This window comes from Ruegeria sp. YTSC192 (assembly GCF_059609705.1).
In genome coordinates this window covers 13085-28647 of record NZ_JBXWMG010000006.1, presented here as the reverse complement: position 1 = coordinate 28647, position 15563 = coordinate 13085, and the positions used below count along the sequence as shown (strand labels likewise).

The 15563-nt window shown below is 57.8% G+C and carries 15 protein-coding genes; 10 read left to right on the top strand and 5 right to left on the bottom strand.

Going from position 1 to position 15563, the window contains the following annotated elements; all coding sequences use genetic code 11:
* Positions 1 to 74 precede the first annotated feature (74 nt).
* From AC2FD8_RS10265 to grxD, 6 genes are all read left to right on the top strand, one after another.
* Entirely contained in the window at positions 75 to 983 is a 909-nt protein-coding gene (locus tag AC2FD8_RS10265; RefSeq protein WP_496855812.1) for a LysR family transcriptional regulator, read from the top strand.
* A 300-nt stretch (positions 984 to 1283) separates the two neighbouring features.
* Positions 1284 to 3554: a mechanosensitive ion channel family protein gene (locus AC2FD8_RS10260; RefSeq protein WP_496855811.1), complete on the top strand. Its 2271-nt coding sequence runs from the start codon at positions 1284 to 1286 to the stop codon at positions 3552 to 3554.
* 189 nt (positions 3555 to 3743) lie between these two features.
* The gene (gene purL, locus AC2FD8_RS10255) at positions 3744 to 5903 is read left to right on the top strand and encodes a phosphoribosylformylglycinamidine synthase subunit PurL (protein WP_496855810.1); all 2160 of its coding nucleotides are present in this window, start codon (positions 3744 to 3746) and stop codon (positions 5901 to 5903) included.
* Between the two features lie 143 nt (positions 5904 to 6046).
* Positions 6047 to 6847, top strand: a complete 801-nt coding sequence (locus AC2FD8_RS10250) for a hypothetical protein (RefSeq protein ID WP_496855809.1) — start codon at positions 6047 to 6049, stop codon at positions 6845 to 6847.
* Between the two features lie 82 nt (positions 6848 to 6929).
* On the top strand, positions 6930 to 7166 hold the full coding sequence (locus AC2FD8_RS10245; protein ID WP_496855808.1) for a BolA/IbaG family iron-sulfur metabolism protein: 237 nt from the start codon (positions 6930 to 6932) through the stop codon (positions 7164 to 7166).
* A gap of 182 nt (positions 7167 to 7348) precedes the next feature.
* Positions 7349 to 7711, top strand: coding sequence for a Grx4 family monothiol glutaredoxin (gene grxD / locus AC2FD8_RS10240; RefSeq protein WP_496855807.1), 363 nt, complete (start codon positions 7349 to 7351; stop codon positions 7709 to 7711).
* Positions 7712 to 7718: 7 nt separating this feature from the next.
* On the opposite strand, the gene AC2FD8_RS10235 is transcribed toward grxD, so the two are convergent.
* The 3 genes from AC2FD8_RS10235 to AC2FD8_RS10225 are packed head-to-tail and all read right to left on the bottom strand — an operon-like array spanning position 7719 to position 9306.
* A complete protein-coding gene (locus AC2FD8_RS10235; protein ID WP_496855806.1) occupies positions 7719 to 8066 on the bottom strand; it encodes an MliC family protein in 348 nt (115 codons plus the stop codon).
* The gene (locus AC2FD8_RS10230) at positions 8063 to 8455 is read right to left on the bottom strand and encodes a cell division protein ZapA (RefSeq protein WP_496855805.1); all 393 of its coding nucleotides are present in this window, start codon (positions 8453 to 8455) and stop codon (positions 8063 to 8065) included. The genes AC2FD8_RS10235 and AC2FD8_RS10230 overlap by 4 nt, the downstream gene beginning before the upstream one ends.
* A complete protein-coding gene (locus AC2FD8_RS10225; RefSeq protein WP_496855804.1) occupies positions 8455 to 9306 on the bottom strand; it encodes a hypothetical protein in 852 nt (283 codons plus the stop codon). The genes AC2FD8_RS10230 and AC2FD8_RS10225 overlap by 1 nt, the downstream gene beginning before the upstream one ends.
* 236 nt (positions 9307 to 9542) lie before the next feature.
* Here AC2FD8_RS10225 and tkt point away from each other — a divergent pair, with 236 nt between their 5' ends.
* Positions 9543 to 11567: a transketolase gene (gene tkt, locus AC2FD8_RS10220; protein WP_496855803.1), complete on the top strand. Its 2025-nt coding sequence runs from the start codon at positions 9543 to 9545 to the stop codon at positions 11565 to 11567.
* A 56-nt stretch (positions 11568 to 11623) separates the two neighbouring features.
* Here the strand turns inward: tkt and AC2FD8_RS10215 are convergent, their stop codons facing one another.
* Positions 11624 to 12583, bottom strand: coding sequence for a DUF808 domain-containing protein (locus tag AC2FD8_RS10215; protein ID WP_496855802.1), 960 nt, complete (start codon positions 12581 to 12583; stop codon positions 11624 to 11626).
* 181 nt (positions 12584 to 12764) lie between these two features.
* On the opposite strand from AC2FD8_RS10215, the gene gap (AC2FD8_RS10210) reads away from it, so the two are divergent.
* The 3 genes from gap (AC2FD8_RS10210) (at position 12765) to gap (AC2FD8_RS10200) (ending at position 15068) form a co-directional block, all read left to right on the top strand.
* Positions 12765 to 13766: a type I glyceraldehyde-3-phosphate dehydrogenase gene (gap, locus tag AC2FD8_RS10210; RefSeq protein WP_496855801.1), complete on the top strand. Its 1002-nt coding sequence runs from the start codon at positions 12765 to 12767 to the stop codon at positions 13764 to 13766.
* Between the two features lie 71 nt (positions 13767 to 13837).
* Positions 13838 to 13981, top strand: a complete 144-nt coding sequence (locus AC2FD8_RS10205; protein ID WP_496855800.1) for a hypothetical protein — start codon at positions 13838 to 13840, stop codon at positions 13979 to 13981.
* Between the two features lie 82 nt (positions 13982 to 14063).
* Complete coding sequence (gap, locus tag AC2FD8_RS10200) at positions 14064 to 15068, top strand: type I glyceraldehyde-3-phosphate dehydrogenase (RefSeq protein WP_496855799.1); 1005 nt, start codon at positions 14064 to 14066, stop codon at positions 15066 to 15068.
* Here the strand turns inward: gap (AC2FD8_RS10200) and coaD are convergent.
* Entirely contained in the window at positions 15060 to 15551 is a 492-nt protein-coding gene (gene coaD, locus AC2FD8_RS10195; RefSeq protein WP_496855798.1) for a pantetheine-phosphate adenylyltransferase, read from the bottom strand. The genes gap (AC2FD8_RS10200) and coaD overlap by 9 nt on opposite strands.
* Positions 15552 to 15563 lie beyond the last annotated feature (12 nt).

The window sequence follows — 15563 nt, the reverse complement described above, 5'->3', positions numbered from 1 at the left end:
GATTTCATGGTTTGATTGTGGAACTTGTTACCTATTTCATATAGGGCTGCACGAGGATAACGAAAGTTGCGGCGATGGATTGGGACAAGCTTAGAATATTTCACGCAGTGGCCGATGCGGGCAGCCTGACCCATGCGGGGGATAAGCTCAATTTATCTCAATCCGCCGTGAGCCGTCAGATCCGCGCGCTGGAAGAATCGCTCGACGCGACCCTGTTCCACCGCCACGCCCGCGGTCTGATTCTGACCGAACAGGGTGAGTTGCTGTTTGATGCGACCTCGGCCATGTCCAAACGTCTGGACGCCGCCGCCGCGCGCATCCGCGACAGCGAAGAGGAAGTGTTCGGCGTCCTGCGCGTGACGACCACATTCGGCTTTGGCACCTTGTGGCTGGCCCCGCGCCTGCCCAAACTATACGAGCAATACCCCGATCTGAACATCGACCTGATGCTGGAAGAGCGTGTTCTCGACCTTCCAATGCGTGAGGCCGACGTTGCCATCCGAATGAAAGAACCCAGTCAGGCCGATCTGATCCGCAAACGCCTGATGACCGTTCAAATGAAGCTCTATGCCACGCAGGAATATCTGGAATCGCATGGCGGGATGCTGACATCACTGGACGAGATCAAGGAACATCGCCTGATCTGCCAGACCCCTTCGGCCCCGCAGGTCGGAGCAAGTGCGGCGATGGTGCGCCACCTGATGACCTTCAATCCGGGTTCCCTGCTGACAGTGAATAACTATTTTGGCGTGCTTCAGAGCGTGCTTCACAACCTGGGAATTGGCGTCCTGCCCAACTATGTGACGCAGGATTTTCCACACCTCGTGCCGATCCTGTCCGAGATCGAACATGCCGACGTTCCCGTATACCTTGCCTACCCCGAGGAATTGCGCCATTCCAAGCGGGTCGGAGCCTTCCGGGACTTCGTTCAAGACGAGATCATCGCACAACGTAAACAATTGAAAATGATGGGCAAACTTTAGCTATGCACTCGGGTCATAGCGGCAATGTCGAACGATCTGACTAAAACTTCTTGAACGTTCACAAACCGACCCCTAAATGAGCACTCGAAGGCGGTGATGCTGAAACGCTCATCATCTTCATACCTCCCTGTTGGACTATGGCCGAGCTTAGTGCTCGGCCTTTTTTTTGGCTTCTCCCAGATTCATTTGTTAGTTTTCCTCAAACTCCCCGGCCAGAGTGATGAAATTTCTGGGAAAATTCCCCATACCTGCCTATGATCCGAACAAAACGTTCAAAATTTTGTGTTCGAGGACAGAACCATGATAAGCCCCCTCCGTCTTCTGGCGGCGATTTTTTCATTATTGCTGCTGGTCACCCCTTTGCATGCCCAGATTGCGGGTACGTCGACGTCCAGCGCACCTGCCACCGTTAACATCCCCGAAGACCTGACGCCCGAGCAGGTGGACGGTCTAGTCGCTCGTATGTCCGACGATCAGGTCCGCTCGATCCTGCTAGAGCGTCTGGACGCGGTGGCCGAGAAAAACGCAGCAGCAGCAGCGGACCGCGAAGATCCGATTACCGAACTGAATGAAATCTGGACCGAGATGGTCACATCGTGGACGCAAGTCATAACGACCGTGCCCAATCTTTTCAGCGCTCAGGCAACCGCTTTCAAGAATTTCGTGGCCACTTTCACGTCATCCGGCGCATTGGTTCTGCTGGGGCTGGTGGCCAGCGTTTTGGTCGTGGGCTTTGTCGCGGAAAAACTGTTCGAACTTCTGACGCGCCGCTGGCACGTCGAGACCGAGGCCGAAGCCGAGGGCGATCTCAGAGGAGCGGTCCGCTATCTTTTTGGTCGCTTCTGCCGGGAGCTCGCCGGGCTTGTGGTGTTTTACGTGGTTATCCGCGCAATTGGTCGTGGATTGCTCACGACTGAGCAAATCACCTATGCGGCGCCCTTTGTGTTCTATTTGATCTGGATACCGCGGCTCGGTGCCGCCGTCTCGCGTTTTGTGTTGGCGCCGAACAAGCCGCACTACCGCCTGGTCAATATTGACGATCATTGGGCCAAGTACCTGCACCGAAACCTGATCGGCCTGTTGACCTTGGTCGGCTTTACACTGTTCCTGCTGCGCTTCAACAATCTGAACGGCATCACGGCAGAAGATACGCGCATTGGCTTCTGGCTGAACGCAGGCATCCACATCTATATCGGCCTGATCGCTTGGAATGCGCGCGAAGGTCTGTCGCAGATGATGCTTGGGACCGACCCGGACCACACCAAGTTCGACGAGGAAGTGGCAAAATACTACCCCTATTTCGCCATTGCGGTCTCGGCCGCGACCTGGCTTCTGGTTGAGTTTCTGGTCGCACAGCGCAACCCCGTGTCGCTGGCACTTCTGTCTCAGGGCGCGCATTTCATCACCATGTTCTGGCTGTTGATCGCCCCGGCGCTCGACACACTGATCCGAGGGCTTGTACGCCATCTGCAACCGCCGATGCAGGGCGAAGGCACCATCGCCGAACGCGCCTACAAGTCGACCAAGCGCAGCTATATCCGCATCGGACGGGTTCTGGCCGGTATTCTGGTGATCCTGATGATTGCCCGTGCCTGGGACCTCGACCTTCAGGAAATCGCTGGCGGAGACGCGGATTCGGGCAGCAAGCTGATCCAGTTCTTCATCATCATCGCCGTGGGCTATATCCTGAATGAGGTCGTCTCGCTCTGGATCAACCGCCGTCTGGCGAAAGAGATGACGGCAGCGCAAAGTCCGGATGAAGAGGCCGGCGAAGGCGGCGGTGCAGGTGGTTCACGTTTGGCAACAGTTCTGCCGCTGCTGCGCGTGACGGCTCAGGTCACGATAGCAGTGATCTTCGTCCTGTTGGCTTTAGGTGCCTTGGGGCTCGACATCACGCCGCTTCTGGCAGGTGCCGGTATCCTGGGTCTGGCCATCGGTTTCGGCGCGCAAAAGCTGGTCTCCGACATTGTCGGTGGAATCTTCTTCTTGATCGATGACGCCTTCCGCGTGGGTGAATATGTCGATGTGGGCGGCACCACCGGCACGGTGGAAAAGATCTCGATCCGCTCCATGCAGCTGCGCCACCATCGCGGTCCGGTCCACACCATCCCCTATGGTGAGATTCAGAAGTTGACCAATTACAGCCGTGACTGGGTCATCATGAAGCTGAAATTCACCGTGCCCTTCGACACCGACCCCAACAAGGTCAAGAAGATCTTCAAGAAAATCGGCGCCGAGATGATGGAGGACGAGATCCACAAGGATGGCTTCTTGCAGCCGTTCAAATCTCAGGGCGTGTTCGACTTTGACGATGTCGGCATGATCATCCGGGGCAAATTCATGGCCAAACCCGGCAAGCAGTTCACCCTGCGCAAAGAGATATTCAACCGGGTCAAAGCCTCCTTCAAGGAGAACGGCATCGACTTTGCCCGCCGCGAAGTGCGTGTCGCCATCCCCGGTCTGGATGATACTGAAAACCTGAATGACGACCAGAAGGCAGCCGTTGGGGCCGCCGCAGGTGCAGTGGCACAGCAGGCGCAACAACAGGACCAACAGGACCAACAGAAGTAAACTCAATCCGGCACGCGGCTGTCTTGGTCGCGTGCCGACACCCTAATTCAAGCTCTGCCCGATCCGCACGATTTGTCCATTCGTCCGGTTTGCAACAGGACAATACGCAGAAAGTGCCTTTTCTCTTCCCCCCAGCGGCCCCTTCCCCTAAAAGGCGCCAAACACTGCCATCTCGGGGACCGAAACAGGATGCAAGAGCCAGCCATCACATCTGATCTGATTGCCGCCCACGGGTTGAAACCCGATGAATACGACATGATCCTGGGGATCATCGGGCGCGAACCGAGCTTTACCGAGCTTGGCATCTTCTCGGCGATGTGGAACGAGCATTGTTCGTACAAATCCTCCAAAAAATGGCTGCGCACCCTGCCGACATCTGGTCCTCAGGTCATTTGCGGACCGGGTGAGAATGCGGGCGTCGTGGATATCGGTGATGGCCAAGCTGTCGTTTTCAAAATGGAAAGCCACAATCACCCGTCTTACATCGAACCCTATCAGGGTGCGGCAACCGGTGTTGGCGGCATTCTGCGCGACGTCTTCACCATGGGCGCGCGCCCCATCGCCTCGATGAACGCTCTGTCCTTTGGTGAGCCCGGCCACCACAAGACCCGCCAGTTGGTCAACGGCGTGGTCGAAGGTATCGGCGGTTACGGCAACTGCTTTGGCGTGCCTTGTGTCGGTGGCGAGGTCCGTTTCCATCCGGCCTATAACGGCAACTGTCTTGTGAATGCCTTCGCTGCAGGTTTGGCTGATAGCGACAAAATCTTCTACTCGGCGGCCTCTGGCGTCGGCATGCCCGTCGTTTACCTCGGTGCCAAAACCGGACGTGACGGCGTGGGCGGTGCGACCATGGCCTCGGCCGAGTTCGACGACACGATCGAAGAGAAACGCCCCACCGTTCAGGTCGGCGACCCCTTCACCGAAAAGCGCCTGATGGAGGCGACGCTGGAGTTGATGAAAACCGGGGCCGTGATCTCGATCCAGGATATGGGCGCGGCAGGCCTGACCTGCTCGGCCGTTGAGATGGGCGACAAGGGTGGTCTGGGCGTTCGTTTGGACCTCGAAAACGTCCCGCAGCGCGAAGAGAACATGACAGCTTATGAGATGATGCTGTCCGAGTCTCAGGAACGCATGCTGATGGTTCTGAAGCCCGAGCTTGAGGCCGAAGCCCGTGCCGTATTCGAAAAATGGGACCTGGATTTCGCCATCGTCGGCGAAACCATCGCCGAAGACCGCTTCCTGATCATGCACAATGGTGAGGTGAAAGCAGATCTGGTTCTGTCGAAGCTTTCCTCGACTGCACCGGAATATGACCGCCCTTGGGTTGCGACACCCGAGGCTGAGGAACTGGCCGACGTCCCGCAGATCGACCCGATTGATGGTCTTCGCGCCCTGCTCTCTTCGCCCAATTACGCGGGCAAGCAGTGGGTTTATGAGCAGTATGACACCATGGTCATGGCTGACAGCGCCCGTACACCGGGACTGGGTGCCGGTATGGTGCGTGTTCACGGCACCGAAAAGGTGCTGGCCTTCACGTCGGACGTGACACCGCGCTATGTCCGCGCCAACCCGGTCGAAGGCGGCAAACAAGCGGTGGCCGAGGCTTATCGCAACCTGACCGCTGTCGGGGCCAAACCGCTGGCCACAACCGACAACCTGAACTTCGGTAACCCCGAAAAACCCGAGATCATGGGCCAGTTCGTCGGCGCCATCCAAGGCATCGGCGCCGCCGTTGGCGCGCTGGATGTGCCCATCGTGTCCGGCAACGTCTCGCTCTACAACGAGACCGACGGTCAGGCGATCCTGCCAACCCCGACCATTGGCGCCGTTGGCCTGCTGAACAACACTGACGAGATCATCGGCAACGAGGTGCGTGAAGGTCACGTAGCCCTCGTGATCGGTGAAACCAGGGGCCATCTGGGGCAATCCGCCCTTCTGGCCGAGGTCTTCAACCGTGAAGAAGGCGATGCGCCCCACGTCGATCTTGAGGCCGAAAAACGCAACGGCGACTTCATCCGCGCCAACCGCGAGATGATCAAGGCCTGTACCGACCTCAGCGACGGCGGCCTGGCGTTGGCTGCGTTTGAACTGGCCGAAACGGCGGGTGTAGGTGTCTGTCTCGACGATGCCTCGACCGAAGTTCTGTTTGGCGAAGACCAAGCCCGCTATCTGGTTGCCTGCAACTTTGATCAGGCGGAAGCACTGATGATCGCAGCCGGTCAGGCTGGCGTCCCGCTGGCTTCAGTCGGTCGCTTTACGGGTGAAACTGTGAAGATCGGTACGAGTGAAGCACCGCTTGCGGATCTTGCGCATGCCTATCGAACCGGATTGGAGGCAGTTGTCGCTTAGTCAGCACTGAGGCAGGCACGAGATTTCGAGCAGAGCTTAAAATGACATCACCTCTAATATTCTGCCACTATGGGAATGCTCCGTACCTGAAGTTCACCTTTCGTTGCGCGCGACGGACCAACCCCGACAGGCGTCTGGTTCTATTGGGGGATGACACCAATAGGAAAACTGCCCTTGATGAGGGATGGGATCATTTTGACTATCGAGAATTCAGGTCGGAAAATCAGGACGAATTTGACCAGGTATTTTCGCCGGTACAGGGCAAAGCGTTCCGGGAAAAGCACAATATACGAGGCGGCAAAGACTGGCTGAAGTTCGTTTTCGAACGCTGGTATCACGTCGAAGGTTTCGCAAAAGCGCACTCTTATGACAGGTTCTGGCATTTCGACAGCGACACGATGGTGCTGCGCAATTTGGACGAATACGAGGCCCCTTTGCAGCCGTATGACTACACGACTCATTGCAACGCAACCTGCCTCAACGGGTATGTGAAAACCGACCTCCTTACCCAATACAACGACCACACAATTTCATTGTTCAAGGACGCAGAATTTCTTGAACAACAACAACGCGAGTTTGACGAACATCACCCTGAATTTGCCTTCTCGGAAATGCGGGCGTTCCATGAATTCATATCGAACTCTGACGCCAAAGGCCTCCATTTGATGCAATTCTCCGAAGATGAGGTCTTCGATGACGTGTTACGGCAAGCTCAGGGTTTTGAGACCGCGAACTATAACAAAGACATGTTCGTCAAAGACATTCGCCTCAAAAACGGGCGCATTGTTGGAACACGTAGCGGCCGGGACGTTGCCTTTGTGACGTTGAACATGAGCTGGTTGCCAATTCTTGCCTATCGCTGGGTTTTTCGCGCCTTGAACGGATCAGAAACGCCTTTGGCGAAACCGCTCAGCTCCAAGATTCGACGAAAATACGGTTTTTGAAGAAGCCTATCTTGCCTTGTGTTCTTGCACGCTGCACGACAGAGTTCTACATCTTGGGAAAGACCTTCAGGAGTAAGCCTACATGCCAATGAGCGCCCACGAGATTGAAACCCTGCTGCGCGAGAGCTTTCCCAACGCGGATATTCAGGTTGGCGGCAGCGATGGCGTTCACATGTCCGCCATGGTCGTGGACGAGAGCTTTCGCGGCAAAAACCGCGTCCAGCAACAGCGCGCTGTTTACGCGGCCCTGAAAGGCAAGATGGACGGCCCGGACGGAGACCTGCACGCACTGGCGCTGACGACCAAAGTGCCCGAATGATCAAATTCCTTTGGGAAGTGCTTAAATCAATGGACGGTTGGAAGCCGCCTGATCCCAATGGAAAGCCTCCGTTGGGAATGGAAGCGACCGACCTAAGTCAAGTTAAGAAAACAAACGACGAAAACGCGTGGCGGCAAGGAATAAACGACAGCCATAGACGCGATCTCTAAAGGAAACGCGAAATGACCGATGTGAAAACCCAGATCGACGAAACCGTTAAAGCCAATGACGTGGTGCTGTATATGAAAGGCACCAAAGAGATGCCTCAGTGCGGTTTCTCATCCCGTGTGGCAGGTGTGCTGAACTACATGGGCGTCGACTACGCTGATGTGAATGTTCTGGCCGACGAGGAAGTTCGTCAGGGCATCAAGGACTATTCGGACTGGCCGACCGTGCCGCAGCTTTTTGTCAAAGGCGAGTTTGTCGGTGGCTGTGATATCATCACCGAAATGACCCTGTCGGGTGAATTGGATACGCTGCTTGACGAAAACGGTGTCGGCTACAACAAGGAAGCAGCCGACAAAATCCGTGAGGCCAACGCCTGATCCGGCCTTAGCGGCTGGAGCAATCCTGAAAAATGACCTGCTCACTGGCGGCGTTTGTCGCCAGAAAGCTCACCGTGGCATTCCACCCTTTGGATCGCAGGATATAGGTTCCGCTCGTATCCACGGATTCGTACCGAATGCCCGAGCCGCTCTCGACCTGACGCATCGCGACCAGAGAATTGTCGACCATCGTCGCCGCGGCGCCCGAGCCGTCAGAGGCGTTGAAATAGGTCACTGGCAGCGGAATACCGTTCTCGCAGTTGAACGTCACCGTCAGTATGTCGATCTCGGCCATAGCCTTGGATGCGCACACAAGGGCCACGGCCCCGCAGATCAAGCCGCATGCTCGTTTCATTTTGCTTTTTCCTCAATATCTGATGCTAGGGCTTCGGCCCGTGCGGCCAATTCGGCCAGTGTATCCGTAACCGAAGGCGGCACGACAGCGACCTCGATCCGTTCGGGTTCAGGTGCAGGCGAACTGCGCAGCGTTTGAAGTTCTGCCAGGGCTTCGGCCAGTTTTGCCTCAAGCGCCTTGGCCTTGTCTTCTGTCGCGGCGGTCTTGTCTGCCAACATCAGACCAGCCATCAACAACATGCGGGATTCAGGCATCCGCCCGATCTGATCCGAAAGCACCTGCGCTTCGTCATCCAACATTTTCGCGGCGGCCTGCAGAAAGCTCTCTTCGCCGTCCTGACAGGACACTTCAAACCCGCGACCGCCGATATGAATGGTTACTTCGGGCATCACTCAACCTCACCTTCTGCCAGTTTCGCCTCAGACAGCAAAGGCTCCAGCCGCGCCAGAACGGCCCGTGCCTCGGCCGCATCGGTCGCTTGCGCTGCGCGTGTTGCTTCCAGTTCCGCCACGGTGACCTGATTCAACAGCTCTGCGTCCTGAACCCCCTCTTGCGCAGCGGCGCGCAGGGCATCGACCGAGCTGCGCAATTGTTCATTTGCCTGCCGCATCCGTTGCAGATCGTCATCCAGACGCGACATGGCCGCCCCATGGCTGGCGCGCTCGGCCCTTAGCATCTCCAGCTCGGAATTCAGCTCAGCCACGCGTTCGCTATCGGCCAATTCGGCCCGCAAACGGCTGTTTTCAGCCTCGATATCACCGGCCTGCAAAATCGCGGCCCGCATCTCTTCGATCTCGGCCCGCAGAGTGGCGGGGTCTTCCTGACCTTCCAGATTCGCCCGCAATTGCGCGTTCTCGGCTTTCAGGGCATCCAGCTCTTCGGTGTTTTCCAATGCGGCCTTAGCCTCGGCCAGTTCCGCACGAGCGGCCTCAACCGTGGAAAGCTTGGTTGCCGCTTCGGCCAGCTCAGCGCGCAGCGCGTCCACATCGGCCGTGGGGGCCGGAGCTGCGCGCAACGCTTCCATATCCGCGCGCATGCCGTCGACTTCCTGCTCATGGCGGTCTTTCAGCGACGTCAGACGCTCTTGCAGCTGCGCGTTGGCAACGCGTTCATCATCCAGCGCCGCCTGCAACCCATCATCTGCAATGCCTGATGGCGCGTTTTGCAGGGCTGTCACGCCCGTGCCGATACGGTCCATCGCTGCAAGGATGCGTTGCTGTAACTCTTCAATCTGGCTCATGCCCCTGTCACCTCTTAACCAAGGTTCATTCTGTTACCGAACCGTCCGAATCAAGAATCGGTCCCGCTTGGCCCCAGTTTAGCGGAATGTGACGGAAAATACCCACTGTTTGGTTTCAAAGGCTTGGACTGCTCTCTTCAAGCGATGTGACCTTGTTTCGCCCGGTTATGCTTGCACTTTGAGGGCTGAATGCTATTGAGCGCGCAATCTGCTTCAAACCCAAAGGAACAACGCCCGTGGACCTGACTGCGCTGCGCAATGCAAACCCCGAACACTGGGACAAAGCTGCGGCGATCCGCACTCTGACCCTTGACGCCGTCGCCGCCGCAAATTCCGGCCATTCCGGTATGCCGATGGGCATGGCCGATGTTGCGACCGTCCTGTTCGAAAAGCACCTGAAATTTGACGCCTCGGCCCCGAACTGGCCGGATCGCGACCGTTTCATTCTGTCGGCGGGCCACGGCTCGATGCTGATCTATTCGCTGCTGTATCTTACGGGCAATTCGGATGTGACGCTGGACGAGATCAAGAATTTCCGTCAGCTGGGCGCGAAAACTGCCGGTCACCCGGAAAACTTCCTGGTCAACGGGATTGAAACCACAACTGGCCCGTTGGGTCAGGGCATCTCGAACGCTGTGGGCTTTGCCATGGCCGAGGAAATCCAGCGCGCGCACTACGGCAAGAAGATCGTTGATCACTATACCTATGTGATTGCAGGCGACGGCTGCCTGATGGAAGGCGTCAGCCAAGAGGCGATCACGCTGGCCGGCCGTCATGAGCTGGGCAAGCTGATCGTCTTCTGGGATAACAACAACATCACCATCGACGGCACCGTGGATATCGCCGACCGGACCGATCAGGTGCGCCGTTTTGCGGCCTCGGGCTGGCAAGTGATCGAGATCGACGGTCATGATCCTCAGGCCATCGATGCGGCAATCACGAAGGCCAAACAGTCGAACAAGCCTTCGATGATCGCCTGTGAAAGCCACATCGCTCTGGGTCACGCTGCGCAGGATACCTCGAAAGGTCATGGCGCACTGACAGATCAGGAACAGCTGAAGGCTGCCAAGGAAGGCTATGGCTGGCCGCATGACGCATTTGAAATCCCCGCCGACGTAAAATCCGCTTGGGAAGCCATCGGTGCCCGCGGTGCCGCCGCGCGTGCAGAATGGGAAGAGCGTTTCGCGCAAATCTCGGAACGCAAACAGGCAGAATTCAACCGCGCCTATGCGTTTGAAGCGCCCAAGAAACTGGCCGGCGCGATCCGGTCGTTCAAAAAGCAGATGTCCGAGGACCAGCCCAAACTGGCCACCCGCGCCTCGTCCGAGAAGGTTCTGAACGTTGTGAACCCAATCATGACCGAGACCGTTGGCGGCTCGGCCGACCTGACCGGATCGAACAACACCAAATCGGCCGATATGGGTGTCTTCCTGCCGGAAAACCGCAAAGGTCGCTATATCCACTACGGTATCCGCGAACACGGCATGGCCGCTGCGATGAACGGCATGGCGCTGCATGGCGGTATCCGCCCCTATGGCGGGACCTTCATGGCCTTCACCGACTATGCCCGCCCTTCGATGCGTCTGGCCGCGCTGATGAAAATCCCGTCGGTCTTCGTGATGACCCACGATTCCATCGGTCTGGGCGAAGACGGCCCGACCCACCAGCCGGTCGAACATCTGGCGATCAGCCGCGCGACGCCGAACACCTATGTGTTCCGCCCCGCCGACACGATTGAGACGGCCGAGGCCTGGGAACTGGCGTTGACCTTCAAAGACAGCCCCTCGGTCCTGTCGCTGACCCGTCAGGGCGTGCCGACCCTGCGCAAGGATCACAAGGCCCGGAACCTGTCCGCACAGGGCGCCTATGTGCTGGCCGATGCCGAGAGCAAGCGCCAGGCGATCCTGATCGCCACCGGCTCCGAGGTTTCGCTGGCGATGGAAGCCAAAGCCTTGCTTGAGGCCGAAGGCATCGGCACCCGCGTCGTCTCTATGCCCTGTATGGAACTGTTTGCCGAGCAGGACGAGGCTTACCGCAAGCGCGTTCTGCCTGCCGGTGCTGTCCGCGTCGGTATCGAAGCCGCAGTGCGCGCCGGAGGCTGGGATCGCTGGTTGTTGGGTGAGCGTGGCCGTGAAGCCAAGGCAGGCTTTATCGGCATGTCGAGCTTTGGTGCCTCTGCACCTGCCGGAGAGCTTTACAATCATTTCGGCATTACCGCCGAAGCGACCGTTGCCAAGGTCAAGGAATTGCTGGGGCTGTAAAGCAGTCTTTGTTGATCAAACAAAGGGCGGCCATGGCCGCCCTTTTCGTTTTTGTCTCAATGCGGTGCGGATTTTCCAAACAGTGGCATCAGCACTTTGGTTGCAACCGGGATCAGGACAAGCCCCCAGGCCAGCCCCAATACCCCGTCCATGGTGGCTTTGGACAACCATTTCACCGCAGCAGCCCATTGCTCGGGCACCGAGTAAGCTATGACCTTGGCCCAATCGTAGATCAGGTGTTGCAACCAGCCGAACCCCAGCACCTCCAGCCCGTGAATGATGATTGAGCCGCCAACCCAAAGCATAGCGGCGGTGCCAACAATCGATAAGGTCTTCATCACCCCCGGCATCGCCTTGACCAGCCCCCTGCCCAACCCACGCCCAATGGGTGTCGGCGCGTTCTGAGCCAGAAACAACCCCACGTCGTCCATCTTCACGATCAGCGCCACCGAGCCATATACCGCCACGGTTACCCCAAACCCGACGACAGCAAGTGTCGCGGCCTGCATCCACAGGTTCGGAGCCTCAATCGCCGCCAGCGCAATGGTCATGATCTCGGCGGACAATATGAAATCTGTCTTGATCGCGCCCTTGACCTTCTGTTCTTCAAGATGGCCCGGATCACGTACATCCATATCCTGTTCGATGGCATGGCTGCCATGGGGGAACAAAACATGGAATATCTTCTCGGCCCCTTCAAAACAAAGATATGAGCCGCCCAGCATCAGTAAAGGCGTGATCAGCCAGGGCGCAAAATTCGCAAGCAACAGGGCAACCGGCAGCAGCAGAATGATCTTGTTGAAAATCGAGCCGCGGGCAATGCGCCAGATGATCGGCAACTCGCGGGCCGGGGCAAAGCCCTGAACGTATTTTGGTGTAACCGCTGCGTCGTCAATAATCACTCCGGCCGTCTTGGCCCCGGCCTTGCCAGCAGCCGCGACGACATCATCAACCGAGGCCGCAGCCACCTTGGCGATCCCCGCCACATCATCCAAAAGGGCCAACAGTCCGCTCATCGCGTGTCCTTTCCTGTCACCTGTCGCAACCGGACCCTACCCGATCCAACAGCTAGCGCAAGCGTTAGCGCAATCTGCCCAGGTTTGCGCTAACACCTTAAAAATATGCCGCTTTTGCCCTTTTGAGATTCCGGTTTCAAGGCTATATGGCCCGTAACGCAAGCGCATTTGGAGACGTCACATGACCATCAAGGTCGGTATCAATGGTTTTGGCCGCATTGGCCGCTGCACCCTGTCGCACATTGCCGCCTCGGGCCGCAACGACATCGAAGTGATCAAGGTCAACGCCACCGGCCCGCTGGAAACCTCGGCGCATCTGCTGAAATATGACAGCATTCACGGCCGTTTCCCGCGCGAAGTTTCGATCGAAGGCAACACCATGGATCTGGGCCGCGGCCCGATGCAGATGTTCTCGACCTACGACATGAACGAGCTGGATTGGGAAGGCTGCGACGTCGTTCTGGAATGCACCGGCAAGTTCAACGACGGCAACAAGGCAAAAACCCATCTGGAGCGTGGCGCGCAGAAGGTTCTGCTGTCGGCCCCCGGCAAGAATGTCGACAAGACCATCGTGTTCGGCGTGAACCACAACACCCTGACCGCCAATGACAACATGGTCTCGAACGGCTCCTGCACCACGAACTGCCTTGCTCCGCTTGCCAAGGTTCTGGACGAAGGTGTTGGCATCGAACACGGTATCATGACCACCATCCACGCCTATACCGGCGACCAGCCGACACTGGACCGTCGTCATAGCGACCTGTACCGTGCCCGCGCGGCGGCGATGTCGATGATCCCGACCTCGACCGGTGCAGCGTCTGCCTTAGGCGAAGTTCTGCCCAACCTGAAAGGACGTCTGGACGGCTCGGCGATCCGCGTCCCTACCCCAAATGTTTCGGCCGTAGACCTGAGCTTCCGCGCGTCACGTGACGTGACCGTCGAAGAGATCAACGCGATCGTTGAAGAAGCCGCCAAAGGCCCAATGCAGCGCGTTCTGGGCTATGAACCCGCGCCGCTGGTCTCAACCGATTTCAATCACACCGAGGAAAGTTCTATCTTTGCTCCGGACCAGACCCGCGTGGTCGACAACCGCATGGTCCGCGTTCTGACGTGGTATGACAACGAATGGGGCTTCTCGGTTCGTATGGCCGATGTCGCCGTCGCCATGGGGCGGCTTAACTGATTTCCCGATGATCGCTTGAACAGCTTCGCCCGCTCAGGTTATCTGGGCGGGCGTTTTTCTTCGGGGCCGTCATGACAAATCAAATCGCCATCTGGCTGGCGCTGCTGATCCTTGGCGGGATCATGCTGGACTATGCCCTGTTCGGCACTGAACATTTTCTGTTCCTCGGCAAAAAACTCTACGACTTTCTGGACTGGCTCGCCTTCTGGCGGTGAACAAGGTTTTACTTGACTTTCTCACCAATCTCGCTTTGTTAGCGCTAACTCATTTCGAGCAGAGACTCTGACGGAGCAGGACATGACACTTAAACTGGCCATTAACGGATTTGGACGTATCGGGCGCGGCGTTTTGCGCGCGGTCATGGAGTCGGGACGTACTGATGTGGAAATCGTTGCGATCAACGATCTGGCCAAGCCGGAAATGAACGCCCATCTGTTCGAATTTGACAGTGTTCATGGCCGCTACTCCAAACCAGTCACTCTGTCCGAGGCTGGTCTCGACGTCGGGGCGGGTCCGATCCGACTGACCAGCGAACGCGATCCCGAAGCGCTGGAGTGGTCGGATGTCGATGTCGTGCTGGAATGCACAGGCGTTTTCCGGACCCGCGAAGCGGCTGAGCGTCACCTGAAGAACGGCTCCAAGAAAGTCCTGATCTCCGCCCCGGCCCGTGGGGATGGCGGCGTGAAGACGATCGTGTTTGGGGTGAACGACTCTGAGCTGACCGTTGAGGACACGATCGTTTCGAATGCCTCATGCACCACCAACTGCCTGTCGCCGGTTGCTGCGGCGCTAGATGCAGGGTTGGGGATTGTGCATGGCAACATGACCACCGTTCACGCTTATACCGCAAGCCAGCCTGTGCATGACACCGCTGGCAAAGACCCCTACCTGTCGCGTGCGGCAGCCTTGTCGATGATCCCGACAACCACTGGTGCCGCCGCTGCTGTTGGGTTGGTTCTGCCGCAGCTGGCGGGCAAGCTGACCGGACAGGCGATCCGCGTGCCGACCCCGAATGTCTCGGTGGTTGATCTGGTGGCCGAAGTCTCGCGCCCGACAACCGAGGAAGAGGTCAACGCCCTGTTTGTTGAGGCCGCAGCCAAAATCCCCGGCGTTCTGGCTGCTGAAAACCGCCCGCTGATCTCAATTGACTTCAACCACGATGCCCATAGCTCGACCGTGTCACTGGCAGAAACCAAGGTTACGGATGGCACGCTGGTGCGCGTGCTGGCGTGGTATGACAACGAATGGGGCTTCTCGAACCGGATGCTGGACACAGCCGCCGCAATGGGCGCGTTATCCTAACCGGTCCTTCAGAGCCGCACTGACACGGGGCGTGACGAATTTCGACACGTCCCCGTTCAGGCGCGCGATCTCTTTCACCAGTTTCGAAGCAATGGCCTGATGTCGTGCCTCGGCCATCAGGAACATGGTCTCGATTGAATCGTCCAGCGCTCGGTTCATGCCAACCATCTGATATTCATACTCGAAATCAGCCACGGCACGTAGCCCGCGCACGATAACCTGCGCGCCAACATCGCGCGCGCAATCGATCAGCAGGTTTTCGAACGGGTGGGCCACGATCTGGGTGCCGGTCTGTTCCGAAAGATGCGCGCATTCCGCTTCGATCATGGCCACGCGTTGCTCCAGCGAAAACAAAGGCCCCTTGTCGCGGTTGATGGCCACGCCGATCACCAGCTTGTCCACCAGCGCCGAGGCCCGACGGATGATGTCGATATGACCCAGAGTGATCGGGTCAAAAGTTCCGGGATAAAGGCCAACCCGCATCACGCTCTCCTG

What these genes read in the sequence shown, in the direction of transcription:
- AC2FD8_RS10260 (WP_496855811.1), top strand. Translation starts at nt 1,284, where the DNA reads ATGATAAGCCCCCTCCGTCTTCTGGCGGCGATTTTTTCATTATTGCTG.
- AC2FD8_RS10215 (WP_496855802.1), bottom strand. Translation starts at nt 12,583, where the DNA reads ATGAGCGGACTGTTGGCCCTTTTGGATGATGTGGCGGGGATCGCCAAG.
- coaD (WP_496855798.1), bottom strand. Translation starts at nt 15,551, where the DNA reads ATGCGGGTTGGCCTTTATCCCGGAACTTTTGACCCGATCACTCTGGGT.
- purL (WP_496855810.1), top strand. Translation starts at nt 3,744, where the DNA reads ATGCAAGAGCCAGCCATCACATCTGATCTGATTGCCGCCCACGGGTTG.
- AC2FD8_RS10225 (WP_496855804.1), bottom strand. Translation starts at nt 9,306, where the DNA reads ATGAGCCAGATTGAAGAGTTACAGCAACGCATCCTTGCAGCGATGGAC.
- grxD (WP_496855807.1), top strand. Translation starts at nt 7,349, where the DNA reads ATGACCGATGTGAAAACCCAGATCGACGAAACCGTTAAAGCCAATGAC.
- AC2FD8_RS10230 (WP_496855805.1), bottom strand. Translation starts at nt 8,455, where the DNA reads ATGCCCGAAGTAACCATTCATATCGGCGGTCGCGGGTTTGAAGTGTCC.
- AC2FD8_RS10205 (WP_496855800.1), top strand. Translation starts at nt 13,838, where the DNA reads ATGACAAATCAAATCGCCATCTGGCTGGCGCTGCTGATCCTTGGCGGG.
- gap (WP_496855801.1), top strand. Translation starts at nt 12,765, where the DNA reads ATGACCATCAAGGTCGGTATCAATGGTTTTGGCCGCATTGGCCGCTGC.
- AC2FD8_RS10235 (WP_496855806.1), bottom strand. Translation starts at nt 8,066, where the DNA reads ATGAAACGAGCATGCGGCTTGATCTGCGGGGCCGTGGCCCTTGTGTGC.
- AC2FD8_RS10245 (WP_496855808.1), top strand. Translation starts at nt 6,930, where the DNA reads ATGCCAATGAGCGCCCACGAGATTGAAACCCTGCTGCGCGAGAGCTTT.
- gap (WP_496855799.1), top strand. Translation starts at nt 14,064, where the DNA reads ATGACACTTAAACTGGCCATTAACGGATTTGGACGTATCGGGCGCGGC.
- AC2FD8_RS10265 (WP_496855812.1), top strand. Translation starts at nt 75, where the DNA reads ATGGATTGGGACAAGCTTAGAATATTTCACGCAGTGGCCGATGCGGGC.